This is a genomic window from Affinundibacterium amnicola (assembly GCF_014284275.1).
Taxonomy (GTDB): Bacteria; Pseudomonadota; Gammaproteobacteria; order Burkholderiales; family Burkholderiaceae_D; genus Undibacterium; species Undibacterium amnicola.
Genome location: NZ_JACOFU010000006.1, coordinates 239,830 through 265,628, shown reverse-complemented (window position 1 = coordinate 265,628; position 25,799 = coordinate 239,830). Strand labels below are relative to the sequence as shown.

At 45.0% G+C, this 25,799-nt stretch carries 20 protein-coding genes; 9 read left to right on the top strand and 11 right to left on the bottom strand.

The window, feature by feature from the left end; all coding sequences use genetic code 11:
• Positions 1 to 334: 334 nt before the first annotated feature.
• Both H8K33_RS15340 and H8K33_RS15335 read right to left on the bottom strand, forming a co-directional pair.
• A complete protein-coding gene (locus H8K33_RS15340; RefSeq protein ID WP_186891925.1) occupies positions 335 to 961 on the bottom strand; it encodes a 2-dehydro-3-deoxy-6-phosphogalactonate aldolase in 627 nt (208 codons plus the stop codon).
• A gap of 134 nt (positions 962 to 1,095) precedes the next feature.
• Complete coding sequence (locus H8K33_RS15335; RefSeq protein WP_186891924.1) at positions 1,096 to 1,569, bottom strand: Lrp/AsnC family transcriptional regulator; 474 nt, start codon at positions 1,567 to 1,569, stop codon at positions 1,096 to 1,098.
• A gap of 285 nt (positions 1,570 to 1,854) precedes the next feature.
• Between H8K33_RS15335 and kynU the strand changes: the two genes are divergently transcribed.
• The 4 genes from kynU (at position 1,855) to H8K33_RS15315 (ending at position 10,214) form a co-directional block, all read left to right on the top strand.
• A complete protein-coding gene (gene kynU, locus H8K33_RS15330; RefSeq protein WP_186891923.1) occupies positions 1,855 to 3,111 on the top strand; it encodes a kynureninase in 1,257 nt (418 codons plus the stop codon).
• 83 nt (positions 3,112 to 3,194) lie between these two features.
• Positions 3,195 to 4,052: a tryptophan 2,3-dioxygenase gene (kynA, locus tag H8K33_RS15325; protein ID WP_186891922.1), complete on the top strand. Its 858-nt coding sequence runs from the start codon at positions 3,195 to 3,197 to the stop codon at positions 4,050 to 4,052.
• An 860-nt stretch (positions 4,053 to 4,912) separates the two neighbouring features.
• Positions 4,913 to 7,804 (top strand): TonB-dependent receptor domain-containing protein, encoded by a 2,892-nt coding sequence (locus H8K33_RS15320; protein ID WP_186891921.1) that lies wholly within the window; start codon positions 4,913 to 4,915, stop codon positions 7,802 to 7,804.
• 310 nt (positions 7,805 to 8,114) lie between these two features.
• Entirely contained in the window at positions 8,115 to 10,214 is a 2,100-nt protein-coding gene (locus H8K33_RS15315; protein ID WP_186891920.1) for a M13 family metallopeptidase, read from the top strand.
• Between the two features lie 79 nt (positions 10,215 to 10,293).
• Here the strand turns inward: H8K33_RS15315 and H8K33_RS15310 are convergent, their stop codons facing one another.
• The 8 genes from H8K33_RS15310 to H8K33_RS15275 form a co-directional block, all read right to left on the bottom strand.
• Positions 10,294 to 10,917 (bottom strand): methyltransferase domain-containing protein, encoded by a 624-nt coding sequence (locus tag H8K33_RS15310; protein ID WP_186891919.1) that lies wholly within the window; start codon positions 10,915 to 10,917, stop codon positions 10,294 to 10,296.
• Positions 10,914 to 12,485 carry a ubiquinone biosynthesis regulatory protein kinase UbiB gene (ubiB, locus tag H8K33_RS15305; protein WP_186891918.1) on the bottom strand — a complete coding sequence of 524 codons (1,572 nt, stop codon included), beginning with the start codon at positions 12,483 to 12,485 and terminating at the stop codon, positions 10,914 to 10,916. Before ubiB ends, H8K33_RS15310 begins: the two co-directional genes overlap by 4 nt.
• A 236-nt stretch (positions 12,486 to 12,721) precedes the next feature.
• Positions 12,722 to 13,318: a ubiquinone biosynthesis accessory factor UbiJ gene (locus H8K33_RS15300; RefSeq protein WP_186891917.1), complete on the bottom strand. Its 597-nt coding sequence runs from the start codon at positions 13,316 to 13,318 to the stop codon at positions 12,722 to 12,724.
• 148 nt (positions 13,319 to 13,466) lie between these two features.
• Positions 13,467 to 14,453 (bottom strand): TIM44-like domain-containing protein, encoded by a 987-nt coding sequence (locus tag H8K33_RS15295; protein ID WP_186891916.1) that lies wholly within the window; start codon positions 14,451 to 14,453, stop codon positions 13,467 to 13,469.
• A gap of 91 nt (positions 14,454 to 14,544) precedes the next feature.
• Positions 14,545 to 15,303, bottom strand: a complete 759-nt coding sequence (gene ubiE / locus H8K33_RS15290) for a bifunctional demethylmenaquinone methyltransferase/2-methoxy-6-polyprenyl-1,4-benzoquinol methylase UbiE (protein ID WP_186891915.1) — start codon at positions 15,301 to 15,303, stop codon at positions 14,545 to 14,547.
• A gap of 171 nt (positions 15,304 to 15,474) precedes the next feature.
• A complete protein-coding gene (locus H8K33_RS15285) occupies positions 15,475 to 15,906 on the bottom strand; it encodes a gamma-butyrobetaine hydroxylase family protein (RefSeq protein ID WP_186891914.1) in 432 nt (143 codons plus the stop codon).
• Between the two features lie 160 nt (positions 15,907 to 16,066).
• Entirely contained in the window at positions 16,067 to 16,486 is a 420-nt protein-coding gene (locus H8K33_RS15280; RefSeq protein ID WP_186891913.1) for an HIT family protein, read from the bottom strand.
• 21 nt (positions 16,487 to 16,507) lie between these two features.
• Positions 16,508 to 20,515, bottom strand: coding sequence for a DUF3683 domain-containing protein (locus H8K33_RS15275; protein ID WP_186891912.1), 4,008 nt, complete (start codon positions 20,513 to 20,515; stop codon positions 16,508 to 16,510).
• Positions 20,516 to 21,165: 650 nt separating this feature from the next.
• On the opposite strand from H8K33_RS15275, the gene H8K33_RS15270 reads away from it, so the two are divergent.
• Positions 21,166 to 22,269, top strand: coding sequence for a sensor histidine kinase (locus tag H8K33_RS15270; RefSeq protein ID WP_186891911.1), 1,104 nt, complete (start codon positions 21,166 to 21,168; stop codon positions 22,267 to 22,269).
• A 9-nt stretch (positions 22,270 to 22,278) separates the two neighbouring features.
• Positions 22,279 to 23,064 (top strand): LytR/AlgR family response regulator transcription factor, encoded by a 786-nt coding sequence (locus H8K33_RS15265; RefSeq protein WP_186891910.1) that lies wholly within the window; start codon positions 22,279 to 22,281, stop codon positions 23,062 to 23,064.
• 257 nt (positions 23,065 to 23,321) lie between these two features.
• Here the strand turns inward: H8K33_RS15265 and H8K33_RS15260 are convergent, their stop codons facing one another.
• Positions 23,322 to 23,858 carry a DUF2058 domain-containing protein gene (locus H8K33_RS15260; RefSeq protein WP_186891909.1) on the bottom strand — a complete coding sequence of 179 codons (537 nt, stop codon included), beginning with the start codon at positions 23,856 to 23,858 and terminating at the stop codon, positions 23,322 to 23,324.
• 229 nt (positions 23,859 to 24,087) lie between these two features.
• Here H8K33_RS15260 and H8K33_RS15255 point away from each other — a divergent pair, with 229 nt between their 5' ends.
• The 3 genes from H8K33_RS15255 (at position 24,088) to H8K33_RS15245 (ending at position 25,672) form a co-directional block, all read left to right on the top strand.
• A complete protein-coding gene (locus tag H8K33_RS15255) occupies positions 24,088 to 24,354 on the top strand; it encodes a hypothetical protein (RefSeq protein ID WP_186891908.1) in 267 nt (88 codons plus the stop codon).
• 15 nt (positions 24,355 to 24,369) lie between these two features.
• Positions 24,370 to 25,161, top strand: coding sequence for a ubiquinol-cytochrome C chaperone family protein (locus H8K33_RS15250; protein ID WP_186891907.1), 792 nt, complete (start codon positions 24,370 to 24,372; stop codon positions 25,159 to 25,161).
• A 274-nt stretch (positions 25,162 to 25,435) separates the two neighbouring features.
• Positions 25,436 to 25,672: a hypothetical protein gene (locus tag H8K33_RS15245; protein WP_186891906.1), complete on the top strand. Its 237-nt coding sequence runs from the start codon at positions 25,436 to 25,438 to the stop codon at positions 25,670 to 25,672.
• Positions 25,673 to 25,799 lie beyond the last annotated feature (127 nt).

Genomic DNA, 25,799 nt, shown 5'->3' with positions numbered 1-25,799 from the left:
AATTATTGAAATGCATTGTTCGGTTACACATAGCAAACCGGTGCACATAAGGCGGCAAGCATGGATAAAGTGCCGACAAGTCAAAGAATAAATGGGAATAGAAAAAGCCAACAGCGACAAATAATTAAGCGCACATCAAGTAAAATTTTATGAAGATAGTGTCGATAATATGGACGTAAGTATCCGACGATTTGACCACGCAAATCATGGAGAAATACAGGGTGATGAAAAAATAAAAGTAGTGGCTCGCAGACAAAAAAATTTGATGTAGAAAAAATTACGCAGTCATTTTTCTCATCAAAAATTTCGTATATTTATCACGTCACACACAGCATCATGAGGACATTAATTTCCAAGCATTCACATAGGCATCTGCACGATTTTTGACCTGTGCCACAGTGTCGCCAGCTTGGTATAAATTCGAGCCCAGTCCAAAACCATTCGCGCCGACATTGAGATAAGCTGACATACCGTCAGGACGCACGCCACCAACAGGCAAACATAAAGTAGATGCGGGCAACACTGTACGCCATGCTTTCAAAACTGAGGGAGGAACACTTTCAGCCGGAAATAACTTTAGTGCGTCGGCTCCATGCGCTAAGGCAGCGAATGCTTCCGTCAGCGTAGCAACACCGGGCGTACAAATCATGCCACGTTGCTTTGCTGCGTGAATCAACTTTACATCAGCGTGTGGCATCACGATTAAACGCCCACCAAGCTGATGTATCTGATCAAGCTGCTGCTCATTCATCACGGTACCAGCGCCAATTAAGCAATTTTTCGGCAAGTGTTGAACCAATAGAGAAATACTTTCAAGCGCATTCGGCGAATTCATTGGCACTTCAATGCAACGAAATCCTGCATGCACTAACACCTGTCCAATTTCTACACATTCATGATTTTGAATTCCGCGCAGGATCGCAATCAATGGGAGTTCATTAAAGTAGTCGGATAAGCGCATAAGAAAATAAACTCAGAGTGGATAAATACTAGGACGTGTTGATATTAGCTGCTAGCAGTGTACCGAATTCTTAGATCCGAGAACAACGAGATAAATTATCGATCTCATTTAGTTTTCTTTAAGCACGTACAAACTTATTCACTCAATAGTTCGGCTGCGAGTTCTGTGCTTTCTTTTAAAGTTTGCAAAACGATGTTCGAACGTATATCAAGTACGCCAGTAGTTTTATACAAACGCTCAAGGACAAATGCAGAATAATGTTTTAAATTGCGCGCGCGTACGCGCAACAAATAATTGGCGTCACCTGTGATGATGTAAGAACCAACAACTTCCGGCCAACTTTGTAGAGCCTTAGAAAAATTTTCATGCCACTGTTCAACATCGCGCCGCATAGTGACCTGCACGAAAGCATCAACTTCTAAACCTAAAACGTTCGTATCGAGAACCGCACGATAATGGCTGATGACACCGCTCTCCTCCAAGGCACGAACCCGACGCAAGCATGAGGAAGGCGAAAGAAATACTTTCTCTGCCAAGTCTTGATTACTTATACGTCCGTCAGCTTGCAAGAGTTGCAAAATTTTTAAATCTACGGCATCGAGTTGCATATGGATTTTTCCGTCACTTTTTATCTATGAATCGCCATAATATTCTAATATTCACAAGAATATCGAAGATATTTGCAATAAATTATCAGGATTTTCAACATAAAATATCGACTTAATCGACTCTGCATGCTTAACTAACAAAACATGCGCTAGTGCACATGAAGCAAACTATCAAATACAGTCGACATCCGCCAATTCATTATTTTGCCATTTCAATGATCTAGCCAAGTAGCCAAACCACTTTGCGCAATTTTGCGCGCAGATTAACCTCTAAGAAAAAATACTATGACGACAATTGACCGACAATATTGCTTAACGCTGGATAAAACCGATGCACTTGCAGACCTACGTTCTGAATTCAAACTCCCTGCGGGTATGATTTATTTGGATGGCAATTCACTTGGAGCGCAGCCTAAAGTCGCATTTCAACGAGCTCAGCAAGTGATTGAAGAGGAATGGGGCATGGATCTCATCAAAAGCTGGAATAAAGCTGGCTGGTTCGATCTGCCGTCGCGTTTAGGTAATTTACTTGCGCCACTCATTGGTGCTGATCAAGAAGAAGTCGTGATCACCGATTCAACGTCGATCAACTTATTTAAAGCCATCGCTGCAGCACTACAAATTCAATCACAGAAAGCAGATGCCAGCACACGCAAAGTCATCATCACAGAGCGCAGCAACTTCCCGACGGATATTTATATGGCAGAAGGTCTGACCAAATGGCTAGACCGTGGCTACCGCTTACATTTGGTAGATAGTCCAGAGGAATTAAGCAGTGCCATCAACCAAGACACTGCCTTAGTGATGCTGACCCATGTCAATTATCGCAGCGGGTATCTGCACGATATGACAAAAGTTACTGCAATCGCGCACGCACAAGGCGCTTTATGCTTATGGGATTTGGCGCACTCAGCAGGCGCGGTTGAAGTCAATTTGCATCAAGCGAATGCCGATTTCGCTGTTGGCTGCTGCTATAAATATTTAAATGGTGGTCCAGGGGCACCGGCATTCATCTGGGTACCAAAACGTCATCAAGCAGATTTTCATCACCCGCTGACTGGTTGGTGGGGTCACGCTGCACCATTCGCAATGCAAGCTTCGTTCAACGTTACGCCAGACATACGCCGGGCACTCTGCGGTACACAGCCGATCGTATCCTTAGCAATGATTGAATCTGGACTACAAATTTTCGCACAAACATCGATGTCTGCAGTTCGCCAAAAATCTTTAGGCTTAACTGATTTATTTATTCAATTAGTAGAAACCCGCTGCGCGCAACACCAACTAGCATTAGTCACACCTCGTGGCCACGCACAACGCGGCAGCCATGTGAGCTTCACACATGCACATGCCTACGCGGTCATTCAAGCCTTGATCGAACGTGGTGTCGTCGGCGATTATCGCGAACCAGGCATTATGCGCTTTGGCTTCACGCCGCTATACACCAGCTACACTGAAGTTTGGGATGCGGTAGAAATTCTGCGCGACACTCTCGATACACAAAGTTATGACGCCAACATACAACGCAATGCCGTAACCTGAGCCACAGGGCAAAGAAACAATAAGAAACGACAACAAGTACATTAAATTGCAGTTCAGAACAAACACCTAAAGACGAGATATTTATGACCACAGATCATCCACAAAACGATGGAAAATGCCCGATGTCTTGGCATGGCGCCAAACTCGATTTCAGCAAAGACATGAGCTATGGAGACTACCTTGGTCTCAATCAAATTCTCTCAGCGCAGCATCCGCTCTCGCCAAATCATAACGAAATGCTGTTTATTATTCAGCATCAAACCAGTGAACTCTGGATTAAGCTGATGCTGCACGAGTTACACGCAGTTCGCCAACAAATTCGCCTAGGCGATCTTCCACCTGCGTTCAAAATGTTATCGCGAGTAGCGCGCATCATGGATCAGTTAGTTCATGCATGGGATGTATTGGCCACCATGACGCCTAGTGAATACACAGCAATTCGCCCGTATCTGGGCAACTCCTCAGGGTTTCAATCACATCAGTACCGTGAGCTTGAATATTTATTAGGTAATAAGAACGCCAGCTTATTGCAAGTGCACGAAAAAACGCCAGAAGCACACGCGAGTTTGGAAGCCGCACTAAACTCGCCATCGATCTACGATGAAGCCATTATGTACATGGCGCGCAATGGCTTCAAGATTGACGCAGAACGTCTGCAGCTAGATTGGACCATATCAGTGGTCGCAAATGATTCGGTCAAAATGGCGTGGCAGCAAGTCTATCAAGCACCTGAACAGCATTGGGCGTTTTACGAATTAGCTGAAAAGTTGGTCGATATGGAAACAGCTTTCCGTATTTGGCGCTTCCGCCATGTGACAACGGTGGAAAGAATTATCGGTTTTAAGACGGGAACTGGTGGAACTGCGGGTGTCAGTTATTTGCGCAAGATGCTGGATGTCGTGCTATTTCCTGAACTCTTTTCGATTCGTACTGAACTGTAACGTTCACAAATCAACAATTTCACTTTTTAGGCATGAATTTAGGAAAACTAAATTCATGCCTTTGTCGTTTACTAAGATTTATCTTAAATCGATGTACAAGAAACAACTATCAATTGAGCACCCTACTTTAGCAGCCACATTGTTGAAACTGACTAAAATATAGATTTCAATTCTGCCAAAACATACCATTTATACATCGCCAAGATCCCTTCTAAATGTCCTACAACATCATTAAATATATCTAGATACAGACTGGATGTTGTAAAAATGCCGCACTGCACACTATTAAAAGCGACATTTTAGGCACTTAAATATATTAATTAAAGTTATTAATTAATTATTCCAATATATTATTTCAACCTTCTTCAATCATGCTAAGAACAAGCAAAGAAAAGCCCGCTCTGAACAAAACTCAACGCGGCTATTAGCTTCGAGTACCGTATGAAATATCGGTAATTAGAGAGGAAATCAATGATAAGACTAGCACTTTATTTAATTTCATTATTGAAAATATAAAATAGAACGCAATGCCAGATTGGTATTATTCTGGACTTATTCAACTTGCTTCACATTTTCAATTTTACAAGACTTTACCAGCTTGACACTGGAGCATGGCGAATGGTCTTATCGCAAATGAGTGTTTTTCTGTAGTTGATTAAATAGCACTTTTGTCGTCGTTATAAAGCCTGTTTGGTAAGAGAAAAAAATAATGGGGTTTTATCAAACATATAACGCAAGCAAAGACTTATTTAATTTGTTGTCACTATCGAGTTGCATCTCAACCTAGTCCCAAATTAGTCCCAAAACCAAGAAAAGTTTTAAAAACTCATTTTGTTGTTCATTAACTGGAGGAAGTTAACATGGTAGAAAAAATCTTATCCCGTTCAGTACGCCTGATGTTTGTCGGCGGCGTCGTAATGGGAGCAGGCATGCTCGCACAACCAGCATTCGCACAAGATACTGCACCACAACGTATTGAAATTACAGGCTCATCGATTAAGCGTATCGCCAAAGAAGGTGCATTGCCAGTACAAACTTTAAGTCGTAAGGATATCGAACAAAGTGGTGTTACTAATGTAGCCGATTTGGTCGCGGCATTACCAGCTATGCAGGGCTTCATTACTTCGTCCGCGTCAGTGAATGGTGGCGGCAGTGGCGTACAAACAGCATCTATCCACGCAATTGGAACAGCATACACATTGGTATTATTGAATGGTCGTCGCATGGCGCCATACGGAACTGGTAGTGCGGTCAACTTAGCAAGTATTCCACTTTCTGCTGTCGAACGTGTTGAAATATTGACTGATGGAGCGTCAACTTTATATGGGTCTGATGCAATTGCAGGCGTAATCAATTTTATTCTGAAAAAAAATCAACAAGATTTCGTCGTAGAAGCTACTCTAAATGCGCCGCAAGAAGCCGGTGGTCGTAGCTCTAACTTCTCTATTTCCAAAGGATTTGGCGACTTAGCAACAGACGGGTACAACTTACAGGTCTCATATGCCCATGATCAGCAAGACGCTTTAAAAGCGACTCAACGTGACTTCGCGAAATCGGGTGTAAGACGCTTCAATGAAGGCGGAAAGAAATACGCAATTTTCCAAACAAGTATTAATTCGATCCCTGCTGTTGTTGATATTTATAACAATAACCTGCCACCTGACGACGCAAATATCGATGCATTTTCACCAGATTTCATTAAAACTGGCAAATGTAATGGACCAAATACCTTTCAGCGCGGTGAATTCTGTCGCTATGACTATGCTGCCACTGTTGACTTAATTCCAAAATTAACACGCGATAGCATATTTGCAAATGGTAGTTTGAAGTTAAGTAATGAAACAACATTGTTCGGCGAAGCAGTGATGTCACGATTCACAAATCGAGCACAGTATGCAGCGCCAGCTCAACCGCTGACGATATTCAGCATGGATCCTATTACAAAGGCAAAAACTGTAAACCAGAACTATATTGGTGCTTACAATACAACCGTCGTTCCTTTGTTAGCAGCACGTGGCATTAAAGCGTCCGATGTCACTGATGCGTTCTTCTATTTCCGTGCATATGATGCGGGTGGTCGCGCAGATGAATACAAAACAGATGCCAATCATTTGGTCTTAGGTGTTGACAGTAATTTGATGGGCTGGGATTACAAAGCGTCTTATACGCACTCAGAAAATACTCAAACAGATCAAGCTGTTTCTGGCTACATGAGCTCGAACAAGTTTAACGCCCTAGTCAAATCTGGTGCATTTAACCCATTCATCATGAACCCTAATGCATCTTCGATTTTAGCGCCTGCGGTGTTGAATCAAAATTTGCTAACCACCAAATCGAAAATAGACGTCTTAAGTGCAAATACCTCTAAGGAAATGTTCGCGATGCCTGGAGGCCAAGCATCCCTAGGTATGGGAATGGACTTCACTAAGCAGTCATATCAAGATCAATACAGTTCCATTTCCAAAGGTCCAGGACCACAAAATCCAGACACATCTTGGACCGATACCCAGATTGGTGGCGGCACAGGAGCGCAAGACTTAGATGCAAGCCGTCAAAGCTGGGGGGCGTTTGGTGAAATGTTAATGCCTGTCATCAAAAATTTAGATATCACAGCAGCGGTTCGTTATGATAGCTATGATGCAGTGAAGAAAAACAATACTACTTACAACACGGATGGTAGCGCTGCTGCACCTGGCGAAGTAGGAAATGCTGTTTCAAAAGCAACTTATAAGCTGTCCGCTCGTTTCCAACCAACAGAATCAGTGTTGTTGCGTGCATCGTATGGTACAGGCTTCAAAGCACCAACTATGAACAATATTGCTGATCCAGTTAAAAATGCTGGCTCTTCAAGCTTCTTCCCATGCCCGATTACAAATCCAACAGATTATCGTTTCCCTTACTGCCGCGGTGCTCAGGAATATGGCTTATTAACTAAAGGTAATGCGAACAAGGGTGCGACTGGTTTGAAGGCTGAAGAGTCTGATCAAATGGCATTTGGTGTTCGCTTCGAACCAATGAAGAGCTTAACCATCGGTTTAGACTGGTGGGATGTGAAGTTGAAGAATCAGATTCAATCACTATCGCAAGATCAAATCTACACGACACCTGCACTGGCGGACAAGTACATTCAATTATATTTTGATCCGATTCAAGGTTCAAAAGTGATCGTTGCCCAGCTTTCTCCAGTGAATTTAGCGACATCTCATTATCAAGGTATCGATTGGGATAGTACTTACAGAACTGCCACACCAATCGGTGCTTTATCAGTTAACTGGTCTGGTACATATATGCTCAAAGCTGAGCAAGATGTGCCAGGCGTTGGTTTAGAGAAGAGTGTTGGACGCTTTGATTCATCAGATAATGTCGTTTTCAAGATAATTTCGAGAATGGTTTTCTCATTGAAATCCAGCGATATGATTTCTAACTCTCTGACGATGAACTATCGTTCAGGCTATCGTGACAAAGTTATTAATGCTTCCGATGCGCAGTTACGTTTTGTAAATGACGATGGTTCAATTGGTGGTTTAGCTGGCCTAGAACGAAGTGTAAAAAAATACATCACACTGGACTGGCAAATCAAAGCAAACGCGTCTAAGAACTTGACTTTAACTGCTGGGGTTCGCAATTTATTGAACCAAGATCCTCCACTATCAATCCGCAATACTGGGGGTGGTAATCAAGTTGGATATGATGGCCGCTATACAGATCCTTTGGGACGCACGGTCTACATGACTGGCAACTTGAAGTTCTAATTTGTAAAAATAGAGACTACAAGTAGCAAGATCAAAAAGCCCCGGATTTTTCCGGGGCTTTTTCTATTTGGGCTTCCCCAATTTAGCAACGATGAACCTCGCCATTTCAAGCACTAATCCAGCGACCAATTACCAAGTTAAATAAGAAACGAAACAGCCAATGATGCTCATTGAATTTGGAACTATGGATGAACTCAATGGTCTGAAATAAGTCACAAATCATCACACTAATTCCTAGAACGTGTTGAACTAGTGCGTATTAACATAATAATCACGCGACAAATTAAACAATAAATTAAAGAGGAACACTATGCGTCAACGAATCTTATTTTCTGTTATTTCTGGACTGTTTGCGTCATCAATCAGTGCACAAGTCATTGCGCAATCAGTAGCACCTGATAGTAAACAAACGAGCAAACAAGCAACTAAAACGAAAGCCGCCGCCAAGAAATTACAATCGGGTATCGACTTGCAGTGGATAGATAAAAGCGTACGGCCGCAAGATGATTTTTTCCGTTTCATGTCTGGAAAATGGTTAGACACCGTCGAGATTCCAGCAGATCGCGGACGTTATGGTGCCTTCGATCAATTGGCTGAAATGTCGGCAAAACAATCTGCGGCGATCATACAAAGCCTGGCAACACAAACAGAATTAAAACCGGGTACCAATCAGCAAAAAATTGCGGATCTCTATAATAGTTTTATGGATGAAGCTCGCTTAGAAGAACTTGATATCAAACCACTACAAGCTGACTTTGCGCGGATTCAACAATTCAAAGATAAAGCAGAATTACCAGCCATGCTTGCTTACCTGTCACGCATCAGCATTGGTACTCCTATCGGTTCTGGCGTCACACAAGATGCAAAAGACTCATCGAAATATACAATCACTGTCGGTCAAGGTGGCCTGAGTTTGCCAGATCGCGACTACTATCTGAAACTCGATGATGCCAAATTTAAAGCGGTACGCGATGCCTATCTAATACACGTAGAGAAGATGTTGACCATGGCTGGCAATAGCAATGCGCAACAAGCGGCTAGCGCGATTATGGCTTTGGAAACAGAAATCGCGAAAATCCAATGGAGTAATGTTGAAAATCGCAATCCAGTAAAAACCTACAATAAAGTAGAAATCGCTAAACTCGGCGACTTACTGCCAGGATTTGACTGGAACAAATACTTTATTGAAATGGGAACTGGCGGCAAAACCGATTCTGTCATCGTCCGTCAACCTAGCTATTTAACGGGCCTCAATAAAGTCATCCAAGATACGCCGGTCGAAACATGGCAAGCCTATTTCAATTGGCGCGTTTTAAATGCCTATGCTCCCTATCTGAGCAAACGCTTCGTTGATCAGGATTTCTCATTTTCTAATGCAACCCTGCGTGGCATCCCAGAAAATCAACCGCGCTGGAAACGTGGTGTCAGTCGCGTTGAAGAAAGTCTGTCCGAAGCCTTGGGACAATTGTATGTAGCAAAACACTTCCCAGCTGAAAACAAAGCACGCATGCAAGTATTGGTGAATAACCTGATGTTAGCGTACAAACAAAGCATAGAAACTCTGCCTTGGATGGGTGAAGCAACCAAAAAAGAAGCGCTAGTTAAATTGTCGAAGTTCACACCGAAAATTGGTTACCCCGATAAATGGCGCGATTACAGTCAATTGTCCATCGTTAAGGGTGATTTGATTGGCAATATCAAAGCAGGCCGCGCATTCGCTTATCAACGTCAAGTTGATAAACTGGGCAAACCAGTTGATCGCAGCGAATGGGGCATGAGCCCGCAAACGGTCAATGCGTATTACAATTCACGTCAAAATGAAATCGTCTTCCCTGCTGCGATTTTGATGCCACCATTCTTTAATCCTGAAGCAGATGATGCGGTCAACTACGGCGGTATTGGTGCCGTCATAGGACATGAAATTGGCCATGGTTTTGATGACTCTGGTAGTCAATCTGACGGCGATGGTAACCTACGTGATTGGTGGACCGCCGAAGACAAAGCAAACTTTGGAAAAGTAACCGATGCGCTGGTCGCACAATATGCCAACTATAGTCCGCTCGAAGGTTATAAAGTCAATGGCAAACTAACCTTGGGTGAAAATATTGGTGACAACGCTGGACTGTCGATTGCCTACAAAGCCTATCAATTGTCACTCAATGGCAAGAAACCACCTGTGATTGATGGTTATACTGGTAATCAACGCGTCTTCATGGGTTGGGCACAGGTTTGGCGTGGCAAGGCACGTGACAAGGAAACCGTGCGATTGCTCTCAACCGATTCACACGCACCGGGAATGTTCCGAGCCAATGGTCCGCTCACCAACATGCCAGAGTTCTATCAGGCATTTGATGTAAAGGCCGGGGACAAGATGTACGTAGAGCCAGCGAAGCGCATTCGCGTTTGGTAATGATTGCGTAAGCTCGGCGCTTACCCGAAAGAAAAAAGCGGATAATTTATCCGCTTTTTTTACGTCGTCGATGCAAATCCTAAATGCGCTGCCAAACCTGCCAACGCTCCTTGCCCTCAAATACCGCAAGTGAATCACTTACATCGGCATCTTCTAAGCAAACAAAATAAGGGCGCATCAATGCAGAAAATTCCTGAACATGGGTATGAAAAGGTGGCCCCTTTTTGCTAAGGTCGTCGGTATCATTTAACAAGAAATACCCAATCAGTTGCGCACCAGAAGGCAAAAGCTTCGCCCACCGCTCAACCACAGCTTCACGCATAGCTGGCGGTAACGCACAGAAAAAAGCGCGCTCATAAATCAAACTTAACGGGGCATTTGGTGTAAATTGAAAGAAATCTGCGTGTTGCACACGCTCTGACGACTGCCCCAACTGGGCTTTTGCTGTATTCACCGCAGCAAGCGAAAAATCGATCGCAGTCACTTGCCATCCTGCTTCTGATAGAAATCCCACTTCGTGTGCGTGACCACAACCAGGAATTAAACAGTTTGGAACGGCTTTCTGCGCTCTCTCAAGCTTATGGACAAAATCACGCAATCCAAGTGGCACAGCTCCGAGATTCCATGGCGTAAAACCTTGTTGAAAACGCTCGTCCCAAAACTCAGGATCATTTGGATCACGATGAGAAAATTGCGGTGTCATACCACTGGAAGCATGAAAAAATTCACATAGGAAAACGCTAAAATCACGCCTGCCAATACACCAACGCCGATATAGATAATCGCACGCAATAAAGAATTCGTTGCGCGCTGTTCCGCAATCAAACTCGCCAACAAAGCTTCATTATTTCCACCATCAGCTGCCCGACTCAGAGCTTGATGTGCGAGGCGTGGCAATTGCGGGAAGATATGGCTGTAACGCGGCGCTTCCGCTTTCAGCTTATCCATTAAACCGCGCCAACCAACTTGCTCACTCATCCAGCGCTCAAGGTAAGGTTTCGCGGTTTTCCACAGATCTAGATCAGGATCAAGCTGGCGTCCCAGTCCTTCGATATTGAGCAAAGTCTTTTGCAGCAACACCAGTTGCGGTTGCACTTCAACATTGAAGCGACGTGAAGTTTGGAACAAACGTAATAAGACCTGACCGAAAGAAATATCTTTCAATGGACGATCAAAGATAGGCTCACAACAAGCGCGCACGGCGGCTTCCAGCTCATCGACGCGAGTTTCTTTTGGTGCCCAGCCTGATTCTATATGCGCCTCTGCCACGCGCTTATAATCACGGCGGAAGAAGGCTAAGAAGTTCTGTGATAAATAATCTTTGTCGTAATCATTCAAAGTACCAACGATGCCAAAATCGAGCGCGATATAACGCCCTAAAGTAGCAGGTTCGGTCGATACCAAAATATTCCCCGGATGCATATCGGCGTGAAAAAAACCATCGCGGAAAATCTGGGTAAAGAAAATCGTCACACCATCACGCGACAACTTCGCCAGATCAACACCCGCTTCTTGTAGCTTATCGATTTGGGAAATCGGTATGCCCTTCATACGTTCCATGACGATCACGGAGGATGAACATAAATCCCAATACATTTCCGGTACGATCAGTAAATCGGAATCAGCAAAGTTGCGACGCAATTGACTACCATTCGCAGCTTCGCGCATCAGATCTAACTCATCGTGCAGATATTTATCAAATTCACCAACGACTTCTTTGGCTTTTAGACGCTTGCCGTCCGCCCACAAAAACTCTAACCAGCCAGCAGCGATTTTCATCAACGCAACATCACGGTCTATGGTTTCTTTCATACCAGGACGCAGCACCTTCACCGCGGCTTCACGACCATCTTTTAGGGTCGCAAAATGCACTTGCGCAATCGACGCCGAAGCGACTGGCACGCGTTCGAAGCTGGCAAATAATTGATCAGGATGGGCGCCGAGGGATTTAGTAATTTGTGCAACCGCCAAATCAGGATCAAACGAGGGCACGCGGTCTTGCAACAGCGCCAATTCATTTGCGATATCCGGCGGCATCAGGTCACGCCTTGTTGACAGTACCTGTCCAAACTTAACAAAAATTGGTCCCAAATCCTCTAAGGATTTGCGCAAACGCTCACCACGCGGTGCGGACAAGTCGCGCCAAAACAATAGTGCTTTGATGAGCTTTGCCGTGCGTGGAATACGCAAACCCGACATCGCAATTTCATCGATGCCGTACTTCAGAACGATGCGAACAATTTTAAACAAGCGTAGAGAATTTAAAATCATCCTAGATTCCTCAGTTGGACAGGTTCGAGTGTGCGTTTTTCCGCGTTGCTGGCGAGGCGTGACGACGAAGCAACCTTAATGTTGATAGGAGGAACAACGAAGTCCAGCGGCGCGGAAAAATGTGTAATCGAGCCTGTAGCGGTCTCACCCAAATGGTGATCTGTAAAAACAGGGTAAAAGTTAATATTCATGCGACTTTCAAGCCGACATTGAGCGGTCAACTGAGGAATCTAGGATCATTGCTTTGCTACCTTCATCTTTTCTAATCGTTCCAAGCGTTTCATCAAACGCTCTACATCATCACGAGTTTTGTTCACTTGTTCACCAAAGGCACGCACAGCTTGTGGGCGTACCAACATAGGGTTTTCTTCTAAAAAATATTCAGCTAGATTTTCTTGTAGGTTTTGGTGTGTGCGTTTTGCGTTTTCAAGCAAACTTTTACCCGTTGCGACCATGCGCACAGCGGCCACATCGCCAAACAATTTACTTAAATCTTCTTCTGCTTCCCACCGTAAATCCTGACTTAATTGCGATAAGGCATTCGCGAAATCAGCATCGCCCTCTATCTTGACATAGGACACCGCACGTTCGCGGTTTTGCGCAATCAAAGGCAAATCGGCTGCCTTGATCCTCAGCACGACCTGATCGGCATTTGCTTCTGTTTCATCGGCGGCTGCTTGCAACAAGCCATCAGCACCAATTTTCACACGCAACTGAAATAACTCAACATCAACACAGGCAGTCTTACCGGCATGTTTCTGTAAGCGTGCCGCAGCCCAAGGTTCTTGTGCTAACAAGTGATTCACAAACAGGATAAAGGGGGTGGCAATCATAGGTATAAAATAAAAAACCGCGCATGACATCATGCGCGGTTCTTAGTTTAACAGCAAACCCTTAAAAGACCTTCAATCTGGCCAATTTCAAGCGTTTTAATCAGATACAAGTTTGTCCGAAAACAAGGCTGTACCGACATTCAACCAATTAATTCAATTGCTGAATACCAGCCAACAACCAACCAGATTGACCATTCACTGGTTTCGCTAAGTTCCAAACTTCAGCAAATGCTTCTGGATTAGTCGCACCGGCTTCTTTGATCATGCCAGTGAATTTAACGCTAGCTACATAGTCGTACGCTTGTGTTTCGATGCCTAACAATTCTGCATCCAAAGTCACCACATCCGTTTCATTCTTCGCTGCACCACGATCTTGCAATTCCAACTTCATTTCTGCAAACATTTCTGGTGAAGTGAATTCACGGATATCGTTGATATCACCACGATCCCAAGCGGCCTGCAAACGAATGTAATTTGACTTAGCGTGACGCAGGAAACCTGTCACATCGAAATCCGCTGGAATTGTCCAGTTCCCCTGATTTGCCGCTGGAGCTGGAGCTGGAGCTGCATCACCACCGCCAAAGTTTGCTGTACTGACAGAAGCTGGCGTAAATGCTTTTGGTGCATTATCTGTATATGAGTCAACGCGTGAACCGATTTCAGGTAAGGCATTATTGTTTGGCACACCGGCATAAGCTGGCTGTTGATTAAACATCGATGGCGCATTCGCCGCTGCGTTGCCCGCTTTTCTACGCATAAAGAAACGATAGGCCATGAATGCAAGCAAACCGATCGCTGCAAAAGTTAACATTGAACCCAAGGCACTTGCCAAAGCACCGCCCATACCCAAGGAAGAAAACAAACCAGCTAACAGTGCACCACCGATCAAGCCGCCAACAATACCTTTCCAAGGCATAGCTGGTTTAGGAGGAACCGCAGGTGTCGCAGCGTTTGCAGCACCTGGCTTAGCGGCCTGCGCTGGCGTCGCAGCATTTGCTGCTGGTGCTTTTTGCGTGACGTTATTTGATTGACGGCCAAAAGAACCGCGCTTGCCCATACGTTGCGCTTCCGCATCGGCAACAATCATGGTTGTCGCACCGAACAACAAAGCGATACTTAATAAAATATGTTTCATGCAAATCTCCTTTTTATACTGCAAACTTTATACAAACCGTCTTTAAACTATTGAAAAATATCGAGCAATCAATTCGTTTCAATCAACTGCCCTACAATTTAATCCCTGTGTGCAAGGCCGCCACACCAGCCGTCAAATTAAAATATTCAACACGCTCCAAACCAGCCTCTTGCATCATGCTTTTTAGGGTTTCTTGATCAGGATGCATGCGTATCGATTCCGCTAAGTAGCGATAACTATCCGCGTCATTCGCGATTTTTTGGCCCAACCAAGGTAGTACCTTGAATGAATACACGTCATACGGTTTTTGCAAAACTTCTGGTACTTTAGAAAATTCCAATACCAACAATTTACCGCCCGGCTTCAAAACCCGGCGCATCTCTGCCAGTGCTTGATCCTTGTGCGTCATATTGCGCAATCCAAAGGCAACACTCACGCGATCAAAATAATTATCTGGAAACGGTAATTTCTCCGCATCACACAATAAGGTTGGGGTAATCAAACCTTTATTCAAGAGACGATCCCGACCCACGCGCAACATCGATTCATTGATATCGGTATGCCAAACTTCTCCCGTCTTGCCCGCTTGTTTGACAAATTCTTTTGCTAGGTCGCCAGTTCCCCCAGCGATATCCAGCACCTTAAATCCTGGACGTACGCCCGCTTGCGCAATTGTGAATATCTTCCACACACGGTGCAAACCAGCTGACATCAGATCGTTCATCACATCATATTTGGCTGCAACAGAGTGAAATACCTCGGCGACTTTATGGACTTTCTCTTCTTCGGCCACCGTGGTGTAACCGAAATGGGTAGTCGACCCATCTACTTTATTAGCTTGCTCGCTCATCTTGATACTCTGCAGAGAATGAAAGATTATGATTTCTACGCTTTGCTTCAGACTTGTCGACGAGACTGAAACCGCGTTGTGAGAAATCGACAGGCGCGATTATAGAGCTGAATCGGGAATCTGATCAGGACTTAGCGCAATATTTCTGCGGTAGAAATTTCTGAAAATTACCTATGAACCGCATTTTGATCCCGTTTTAGGTGCAGGAATTGCGTCACGCCCCTCTTCGTCAGCATAACCGGCGGCTTGCAGGCGTACTAAATAGTCTTGCCATAAAGTTGCTTGATGGGTGCCCAGCCAATACAAATATTCCCAAGTAAAAATGCCTGTGCTGTGATCATCGGTGAAAATCGGCTTAATCGCGTAATTACCGACGGGTTCTATGCCGGTAATGCTGACTAAGCGCTTACCGATTTGCAAAACTTCCTGACCTTCGCCATGACCGCGCACTTCAGCAGAAGGTGAGTACACGCGCATTAATTCAAACGGCAGCTCAAAACGTTTGCCGTCGTCGAACTCGACTTCTAACAAGCGCGATACTGTTCTGGCGTTGAGTGCTGTTGGGTGAACTTTGTGGGATATTGGGGGTGGTAGATGGTTCATGTTTTTCTTATTTGATAGGAAATTAAGTGAATCTCATGCAAGCGTCATTACCGTCATTCCTGCATGCTTTTAGCAGGAATCCAGTGTCTTGCGTTAATCAAGCGACGCCGCTGGGCTCCTGTCTTCGCAGGAGCGACACCTAATGTTTTCTGAATATAATTTAAGCCGAAAACTCACGTCGCAGAACTTCACGCAATGCGGGCAATAAGGCGCGTTTTGCATCAAGCTCAGCAGAAACCCTGTCCGCCGCTGCCCACACAGGGTTCGGGAAATGCGCATCATCTTGATAACGTGGAATCACATGCCAGTGCAGATGCGGCACCATATTGCCGAGACTTGCCAAATTAATTTTATGCGGCTGCATCACGTCGCGTATCGCTTGTTCGACTTTACAAACCGCTTGCATCATGGTCGAGCGATCAGCGATGACTAAATCCGTCATTTCTTTGACATGCGCATTCCAAATAACACGACAAAAACCCGGATAGTTTGCATCATCGATTAGTACCACGCGCAACTTGTCGGTTTTGAGGATCAGCTCGCCGCCGTCGACCGTACATAATTCACAGTTCATCGTCATCACTTTCTACCCTAATCTACCTCAAACTAGAACGCGTTCTATGCCGCCATTATTCGCTTTCGCCACATATTCTGGCATCCAGTTTTCACCGAGTATGTGACGCGCCATTTCGACCACGATGTAATCGGCTTGCGTACCACTATCATCGTTATAGCGTGACAAACCTTGCAAACAGGATGGGCAAGAAGTCAAAATCTTGACATCGCCAGTAAATCCGTCATTGCGCAATTTGTCCGCGCCTTTGGTCATCTCTTCTTCTTTGCGGAAACGCACTTGAGTAGAAATGTCAGGGCGACTCACTGCCAAAGTACCGGATTCACCGCAGCAACGTTCGTTCTTTTCTATCTTTACATTATCGACCGTCGTGATCAGGCTATTAATCGTTTTACCGGATTCCTGCAATTTCATAGGATTATGGCATGGCTCGTGATACATGTAACGCGTGCCTGTCACGCCTTCGAGCTTGACGTTCTTTTCCATCAAGAATTCATGGATATCAATAATGCGACAACCTGGGAATATCTTATCAAATTCGTAGGTAGCTAATTGATCGTAACAAGTACCACAGGATACGACCACCGTTTTAATATCGAGATAATTCAAAGTATTCGCCATACGATGAAACAGCACGCGATTATCCGTCATCATCTTTTCGGCTTTATCAAACTGCCCAGCACCGCGTTGCGGATAACCACAACACAAATAGCCCGGTGGCAAAACAGTTTGTACGCCCACATTCCACAACATCGCCTGCGTTGCCAAACCAACTTGCGAGAACAAACGCTCAGAACCGCAGCCAGGGAAATAAAACACGGCTTCGGTATCCGCCGTTGTGGTTTGCGGATTACGGATAATCGGTACGATTTTATCGTCTTCAATATCAAGCAAAGCACGTGCCGTTTTCTTAGGCAAATTGCCCGGCATTTTCTTATTGATAAAATGAATAACCTGCTCTTTAATAGGCGCTTTACCAACCGTCGCTGGAGGTGCTTTGGTCTGCGACTTGGCAAATTTCTTAAAAAAATCATGACCAAAACGCTGCGCTTTATAACCCCAGCCTATCATCACTTGGCGGGTCGCATTAATCGTCGCCGGGTCGGTCGCATTTAAGAAAAACATCGACGCAGCCGTGCCCGGATTAAATTTCTTCTGCCCCATTTTGCGCAAAAGATTGCGCATATTCATCGACACATCGCCAAAGTCAATATCGACGGGACAAGGGTTCGCACACTTATGACACACCGTGCAGTGATCAGCCACATCGGAAAATTCATCCCAATGTTTAATCGAAATACCGCGACGCGTTTGCTCTTCATACAAGAAGGCTTCGACCAACAAAGAAGTCGCCAGAATTTTATTCCGTGGTGAATACAAGAGATTTGCACGTGGCACATGCGTTGAGCAAACCGGTTTGCACTTACCGCAACGCAGGCAATCTTTGACGCTATTCGCAATCGCACCGATATCACTTTGTTGCATGATCAGAGACTCGTGTCCCATCAAACCAAACGAAGGCGTGTACGCGTTACGCAAATCGGCAGCAAACTCAGGCAGATTTAAGAGCTTACCTTTGTTGAAGCGCCCTTCTGGATCAATGCGCAATTTGTACGAACGGAAATCTTTGATCTCATCTTCAGTCAAAAATTCTAATTTGGTAATGCCGATACCATGTTCACCAGAAATCACACCGTTCAAAGAACGCGCCAACACCATGATGCGCGCGACCGCATGATGAGCAACTTGCAGCATGTCGTAATCATCTGAATTGACTGGCAAATTCGTATGCACATTGCCGTCGCCAGCATGCATATGCAAGGCAACGAAGACACGACTACGCAAAACTTTTTTATGAATCGCAGTGCATTCATCCAAGATTAATTTGAACGCCGCACCATTGAAAATCTGACGCAACAAGGCGCGTACTTCGGTTTTCCAAGAGACGCGGATAGTACGGTCTTGCACCACATCAAATAGAGTCGCATCAGGCTGCTTTTGCAAGCGTTGTTCAAACACAAAATCAAGCTTATCGAGACCAAGCTTGTTGAGTTCAACGCGCGCATCACGCAAAGGCTGGTCGAGTTGCGTCAACAAATAAGTCCAGCCTGCCTGTATTTCACTCAGCAATTGATCGGCTTGCGAGACGCGGTCTTCAAGTAATTCTGCCGCTGGAATATCATCGCCATCGGCGTCTTCGCTCTTACCCAAAGGTAGATTGCCACGCAAGACAAATTCTTTCAATGCGGCGATACAGGCCAGCTTATTTTGGATCGAGAGTTCAATATTGATGCGCTCAATACCATCCGTGTATTCGCCCATACGATCAAGCGGAATGACCACGTCTTCGTTGATCTTAAACGCATTGGTATGCTTAGAAATCGCGGCAGTTTTTGCGCGATCTAACCAGAATTTTTTACGTGCTTCCGGACTGACAGCAACGAAACCTTCACCGACCCGCGCATTCGCCATGCGTATCACTTCAGAAGCTGCTTGTGCCACTGCATTTTCGTCATCGCCAACGATGTCGCCAAACAAGGCCATTTTGGGAATCACACCACGTTTTGATTTGGTGGTGTAACCAACCGCTTTTAAATAACGTTCATCGAGATGTTCAAGACCTGCAAGAATAGCGCCGCCTTTTTTGGTTTCGCCATCAAGGTAATCTTTGATCTCAACGATGCTAGGAATGGCATCGCGTGCTTGTCCAAAAAATTCCAAACAAACCGTGCGCGCAAACTTCGGCATCTTATGCAAAATCCAGCGCGCTGACGTAATCAAACCATCGCAGCCTTCTTTTTGTACACCTGGCAAACCCGCAAGGAATTTGTCGGTCACGTCTTTACCCAAACCTTCTTTGCGGAAGGTGCGTCCGGGGATATTTAATAGCTCGGTTTTGAACGGCGTTTTCTCGCCGGGATGCGTCCATTCCAATTGGAATTTCGCCACTTCCACATCATGAATTTTGCTGAAATTATGTTCGAGGCGCGTGACTTCCAACCAATCACCATTCGGATCAACCATGCGCCAAGACGCTAAATTGTCGAGCGCGGTGCCCCACAACACAGCTTTCTTACCACCAGCATTCATGGCGACATTACCGCCTATGCAGGAGGCTTCGGCAGAAGTTGGATCAACCGCGAATACAAATCCCGCTTTATCCGCGGCATCGGAAACCCGTTTCGTCACCACACCGGCGCCGGAATAAATCACCGCGTAATCGCGATCAGCACCGGGCAAGCGCATCATTTCAACTGCGCCTAATTGCTCCAGTTTTTCGGTATTAATCACCGCCGACATCGGCGTCAATGGAATTGCACCACCGGTATAGCCAGTGCCGCCGCCGCGAGGAATGATCGTTAAACCCAGGGTGATACAGGATTTAACCAAGCCTGCCATTTCATCTTCGGTATCTGGCGTCAACACGACGAACGGATATTCCACCCGCCAATCGGTCGCATCAGTCACGTGAGAAACGCGGCTCAATCCATCAAATTTGATATTGTCTTTCGCCGTGTATTTGGCCAACAGCTTATTGGCTTTTTTGCGCAAGTCGTAGGTATCACGGAATTCTTTAGAAAAATCCGCCACCGCTTTACGCGCTGCATTCACCAGAATCTCAACTGAATTGCTACGGTCTGCATCTTCAGAATTAATCGAGTCAGTAGCGACCCGACGTTTCTCGACTTCATGCAAACGGTGATCCAATGCATCGATCAAAGCCTGGCGGCGCTTGGGGTTTTCCAGCATATCGTCTTGCAAGTACGGATTACGACGCACGACCCAGATATCGCCAAGCACTTCATACAACATACGTGCCGAACGCCCTGTTTGACGTTTACCGCGCAAACTATCAAGCAAAGCCCAAGCTTCTTCACCTAATAGACGAATGACAATTTCGCGGTCGGAAAACGAGGTGTAGTTGTACGGAATTTCACGTAAACGAGAAGGAGCAGCAGCTTGCGGTGCATGATCATCATTAAATGAAGGAGTGCCTGGTGGAAGACTGCCTAAATTGTGGGCTGGAGCGTTCATCTGCGATTGATTGGACGGTATTGGATGGATGGGCTTAGATTTTATTTAGATCCATTCTAGCGTATTGCGCTGCACCACGCAGAAACAGCCTTTACTTTTTTGCGGGTATCTTTTGATTTTTTGTGAAAAAGCCTGAGGAAATTCCGTATTTCCTCAAAACCATTGAATGTTTAGTATGAAATATGTTGTTATTGCCAGATATTGAACGCCAATTCCTTACAACAGCTCAAATTAAATCTATAACAAGAACTACGGGATTAATTTTAAAGAATCAGTTGAGGGCCACTCAGATCGAATGAACAAAGTTAAAAGAAGGTGGAAAGTTTTCTGATTCCTTTAACTTGTGATGATGCCGAGACGAGTTCCAAATTGACGATGTAAAGGCGAAGCCTTGGCAGTAAACAAAGCAATGAAGCTGAGACAACAGCCACAAAGCCAAGAAATTTCCTCCCGCGATATCATCGCTTTGAATCATTGCCGGACCTAATAGCCGCGGTTGGTCAAGCTATACCGTCGTTCGACGATCGACTAACGTCAACCATCTAGTAGAAATAGCCCTATCCAAACAAGGAGGGTAAACTCTGTCTATCTTAGTTCGCACTCAAGGCAACAAGGGCAGCTAATTTTCATCCTTCGTATAGGCTTACATCATGGATAGTAAAGAATTATCAAACGCTTTGTCGACACTACCTCCAATGTACGGTTGGCAGCGTATCAAAGTGGTTTTAGTGGCGACTCTCATTCTTAGTATGATGATGAAGTTCACTTGGACGGCTTGGTGGATTACGATTTTTGTTCGTTTAGCCTTGATTGGTATGATTCAGTTAACGGCGTTTGGAATTGTTGAACGTTGGCCGAAACGTTTACCCCGTTGGATAGCCCGTTGGGTTCTTCAATTAGCAGCGGTCGCGATCGTGGTTCCATTTGCGGCAGCGCTCGCCTATACATTGACGACCATAGGCGAGCCCATTCCTTGGTACAAAGTGCAGGCACAATTGGATGGTTGTGGTGAGATGATTGGTGCAGGTCTATTATTTTCACCATGGATCGCGATGTCAGCGCTATATCGTCATATCAACGGTCAGGCGCAGAGGCAAGCGTTATCATTTGAATTGGAACGAAGCGAGTTTGCCCGTGATGCACTCGATTCACGTTTGCGTTTATTGCAAGCGCAGGTGGAGCCACATTTTCTTTTTAATACCTTGGCGAATGTCCGAGAGTTGGTGGATTCTGGTTCATCTCAGGCATCGCGGGTGTTAGGTAGTTTAATTGCCTATTTGCGCGCAGCGGTTCCCAATTTAAATAGTGCAGTAAGCACTTTGGGACAAGAGTTGGAATTAGTGCGCGCTTATCTAGAATTAATGCACATGCGTATGCCGGACCGATTGCAGTTTTCATTTCATGTCGATGATGCTGCGCTAAAGATACCGTGCCCGCCGATGAGCTTGCTGACTTTAGTCGAAAATGCTGTGCGTCATGGGATTGATCCGAGTGAAGAAGGGGGTCGTATTGATGTCACGGTGCGATTACAAAATGATCGTTGTGTGGCGCAAGTGCGCGATACTGGCATCGGCTTAAGTGGCGGTCAAGGGAGTAAGGGCCTAGGCACAGGCTTGGCAAATCTGCGTGAACGATTACAATTAGTTTTCGCCGATCAGGCACAGCTCAGTTTGACGGCAATCAAACCGCATGGCTTTCATGCAGAGATCAATTTTCCAGCGCAACTGGACAATACAACGACCAATTTGTCATAGGGGATTCACATGACCGCAACTCACCCTACCGCACTGATCGCCGATGACGAACCTCTCTTACGTAACGCATTAACCCGTATGTTGGCGCAAACTTGGCCCGAATTAGAAATCGTCGCAGAAGCGCGCAATGGACGCGAAGCGGTCGAACAATACCAAGCGCTTAAACCAACCGTGTGTTTTCTCGACGTACATATGCCAGGCATGACGGGTATAGAAGCGGCACGTCAAATGGGGCGTGGTGTACATTTAGTTTTTGTCACGGCGTATAGTGAATATGCCGTGGAAGCCTTCACCCAAGGTGCCTTAGATTATCTGGTGAAACCTGTGGATCCAAGCCGCCTTGCTGACACAGTTGCCCGCGTACGAGAACGTCTTGGTACATCACAAGAAGCGCCAGACATCGAAATGTTGTTGGATAAGTTAGAAGCGCGAATGCAAAAGAAAGCGGCACCTGAACACTTGCGTTGGATTAAAGCCATGGTCGGTCAGTCTTTACGCATGATTCCCGTCGCTGATATCGATTTTTTACGTTCGAACGAAAAGTACACCTTAATTGCTTGGCGTGGCGAAGATGGCAAACCCGCTGAAGCTTTAATTCGGAGTTCTCTGAAAGAATTACTAGATCAACTCGACGGCACGCACTTCATTCAAGTGCATCGCTCGGTGGTCGTGAATATCAATATGGTGAGTCATGTGACGCGCGGAGAAAACGAAACTGCCAGCGTATTTATGAAAGGCCGTGCTGATAAATTACCGGTGAGCCGTAGTTATTTACATCATTTTAAACAGATGTAGTTTTCCAACCGGTATTTGTCAGCCTATTTAAGTACCTGCATCACAAGCCTCTAAGGGATGGTTATGCAATAAGTAGGCTGTAATAGCCACAGGCGTGCCACAGGCGTATTACACCGTCCGACGGTCATGTACTCAACAGCACAGCAATTTACGTCGTGATTAAACAAAGTAAAGAAAATCACTTTCCCCTTGATTAGGCGTCATACCGCGCAATACACCTTACGAAAAAAATTGCACCTTGTTGAACTCTCAAATCACTACCATGTAAAGTCATCCGGAATCTGAAAGGCAGCGTAAGGATCATCCTCATCAATTTCGTTCGATGTCTTCTTCACCCGCACCACCAAAGATTCATCACGCTCGGCGATTTTATCGGCGATCGCCCGAGGAATTAGTTCGGTCTTGCCATCCAAGCACACGATCACCAATCGGCCAGCAATTACGTGTTTCTGCACCTCTGCCGACACATAGATCTTATCGATCTTGGTGCCATGCGTATAGTAATAGGCGATGTCACCCACACCTTTGCTCTGACGATTCGTTTGCACCATCTGCACGATCTGTGCAAAAATTGCTTTTTGCGCGGCAGCAGCATCACGTTGCGCATTGAGTTCCCGCGCGCGCTCGGCATTTTTACGCTGCACCTCAAGCGCCGCCAAACGCGCCTCATCGACGCTCTCGCTGCCAGTCCGACGCTCGATTTTTTTCTGCTGGGTCTTGTCTTGATGAAGTTTCTTCGCTTTGTTTTTATCAACTAAGCCCGCTTTTAAAAATTGATCCTGCAATGACGCCATAATACGCTTTCATAAAATAAGTGCTGACTATCCAAGACAAGACTGCCGGATAATCGCGAGGCGCTAGCATAGCAAATTTTCTAATTCTGCATCTCCCATTGTTTAGAGTTGTAATTTGTATTTTTTAAGAATCACTCTTGGATTAAATGTTCAAAAATAGAAAAATTTTTCTTTACAAACGTGACAGTCACACTTATTATTTCGTGACTGTCACGTTTTCGGAGGTAATATGGCAATGACAGCAGCCGAAAGACAGAAAAAAAGGCGCGCAAAGCTCAGGCAGGAATCAATGACTCCCCTGTTAGTTAGAGGAGAAAGTGGCGAGTTTGATGAGCGCATAAGAATTGCTTTGGCGGTTCAGAGCTTAGCAAAAGGTGGTGAATTGTCTGCTGAAATCATAGAAAAAATTGCTTCTCGTTCGGAGCTAGTATTTTCCGACAATGATCTGGCAACAAGAAAATATATCAGAAAAATAGTTTCTGAATTTCTAACTTAAATAGCAATGATAAACATGAAAAATACATCTATTTTCGACAAAAATTTAAACCCCGTTCTAGAAGTAGCAGATAAGGACGATCTTGAGCCACTAGTAGATTATGTCAAAGATAAGATTTCAGAGAATTTAACTAGTAGTGATGCGTATAAGATGCGTTACCCTGATCATACTCAATACGCAGATCTAATTGCACGTGAAATAAGAGATATGGGCGGCAACTCATTTGTCAATGTATTACGTGGAGAAGGCCCTGCATATCATGAAATAGTCTGTGATGTTGCGAAAAAGCTGGAAGCACCATTTAATGAAAACCGTTCAATTGATGAGATTGAAGACGCCATTTTAGAGACAATTTTAAAAAAAGCTCTTGATCACATGAGTGATGGTGAAAAAAGAGAATTACTTAAAGAGATGGGAAGTAAAGGTGGGCTTGATAGCGGTGGAATTAGTACCGCAGCGTTTATTGCTATATTCAGAGCAGGTGGTTTTTATTCATATCAACTTACATTAATTATTGCGAATCAAATTGCGCGTATGATTTTAGGGCATGGTTTACGCATCGGAGCTAATGCTGCAATAGCAAGATGGGCATCAGTATTAACTGGGCCAATTGGTTGGGCTATCTCAGGTATTTGGACAGCAATTGATCTGGCGGGTCCAGCGTTCAAGGTTACCATCCCGTGTGTAATTCATGTCGCAATGTTGCGAAAAAAATTAAATGCATTGAGTTGCAAAGAATGTGGTGCGATATTGCCAGACACTACGGTTAAGTTTTGCCCCGAATGTGGTAATAAGATGTCGACATAAATGAGTTCAGTTATACGAAGAACTCGGAAGAGCGAGCATAGTTTGCCTGCGCTAAAACATTTTACGACCAACGTTGCGAAAATGATGGACTCGCTAATTTGAACTGGTACACAAAAAGTACGTACAAATTTAATTGTGTGCAGCATTACTTTTTTTATTAGAATACATCTCAATCGCCAAGTTGCCAATCGAGCGATTGTTTTGACAACGAGTTTTCAGCAACAAAATTAACTTACGTATTGCAATTAACAACTCACGACACAAAAGGAAATATATGGAAAACGAGACAAAAGTAGTTGGTGCCGGCGCGACAACTGGTGGAGTAGGGGCTGTTGGTGCTGTAGCCGCCTTAGGCGTACCGGGGTTGGGCGCGACAGGGATTACATCTGGTCTTGCCGCCGTCGGTTCGGTGGTTGGTGGAGGAATGGGAATGGGATTGATCATAACCGCTGCCGCCCCTGTAGCTGTCGGCGCAGCAGCCTACGGTTTGTATAAATGGCTGAAAAATTAGCGAGATAATCACAAGAAGAAAGAAGGGAGTCCACGCTATTTAGGATTGCGAGACTTCCCGTCGTCATGTTCCTATATATGCAACTTTGCGCACATTCGATTCGTTCTGTAGGATAAAAAGGCTACTA

Coding starts and splice junctions, on each gene's coding strand:
- H8K33_RS15340 (WP_186891925.1), bottom strand. CDS start 961: ATGCGCTTATCCGACTACTTTAATGAACTCCCATTGATTGCGATCCTG.
- H8K33_RS15335 (WP_186891924.1), bottom strand. CDS start 1,569: ATGCAACTCGATGCCGTAGATTTAAAAATTTTGCAACTCTTGCAAGCT.
- kynU (WP_186891923.1), top strand. CDS start 1,855: ATGACGACAATTGACCGACAATATTGCTTAACGCTGGATAAAACCGAT.
- kynA (WP_186891922.1), top strand. CDS start 3,195: ATGACCACAGATCATCCACAAAACGATGGAAAATGCCCGATGTCTTGG.
- H8K33_RS15320 (WP_186891921.1), top strand. CDS start 4,913: ATGGTAGAAAAAATCTTATCCCGTTCAGTACGCCTGATGTTTGTCGGC.
- H8K33_RS15315 (WP_186891920.1), top strand. CDS start 8,115: ATGCGTCAACGAATCTTATTTTCTGTTATTTCTGGACTGTTTGCGTCA.
- H8K33_RS15310 (WP_186891919.1), bottom strand. CDS start 10,917: ATGACACCGCAATTTTCTCATCGTGATCCAAATGATCCTGAGTTTTGG.
- ubiB (WP_186891918.1), bottom strand. CDS start 12,485: ATGATTTTAAATTCTCTACGCTTGTTTAAAATTGTTCGCATCGTTCTG.
- H8K33_RS15300 (WP_186891917.1), bottom strand. CDS start 13,318: ATGATTGCCACCCCCTTTATCCTGTTTGTGAATCACTTGTTAGCACAA.
- H8K33_RS15295 (WP_186891916.1), bottom strand. CDS start 14,453: ATGAAACATATTTTATTAAGTATCGCTTTGTTGTTCGGTGCGACAACC.
- ubiE (WP_186891915.1), bottom strand. CDS start 15,303: ATGAGCGAGCAAGCTAATAAAGTAGATGGGTCGACTACCCATTTCGGT.
- H8K33_RS15285 (WP_186891914.1), bottom strand. CDS start 15,906: ATGAACCATCTACCACCCCCAATATCCCACAAAGTTCACCCAACAGCA.
- H8K33_RS15280 (WP_186891913.1), bottom strand. CDS start 16,486: ATGACGATGAACTGTGAATTATGTACGGTCGACGGCGGCGAGCTGATC.
- H8K33_RS15275 (WP_186891912.1), bottom strand. CDS start 20,515: ATGAACGCTCCAGCCCACAATTTAGGCAGTCTTCCACCAGGCACTCCT.
- H8K33_RS15270 (WP_186891911.1), top strand. CDS start 21,166: ATGGATAGTAAAGAATTATCAAACGCTTTGTCGACACTACCTCCAATG.
- H8K33_RS15265 (WP_186891910.1), top strand. CDS start 22,279: ATGACCGCAACTCACCCTACCGCACTGATCGCCGATGACGAACCTCTC.
- H8K33_RS15260 (WP_186891909.1), bottom strand. CDS start 23,858: ATGGCGTCATTGCAGGATCAATTTTTAAAAGCGGGCTTAGTTGATAAA.
- H8K33_RS15255 (WP_186891908.1), top strand. CDS start 24,088: ATGGCAATGACAGCAGCCGAAAGACAGAAAAAAAGGCGCGCAAAGCTC.
- H8K33_RS15250 (WP_186891907.1), top strand. CDS start 24,370: ATGAAAAATACATCTATTTTCGACAAAAATTTAAACCCCGTTCTAGAA.
- H8K33_RS15245 (WP_186891906.1), top strand. CDS start 25,436: ATGGAAAACGAGACAAAAGTAGTTGGTGCCGGCGCGACAACTGGTGGA.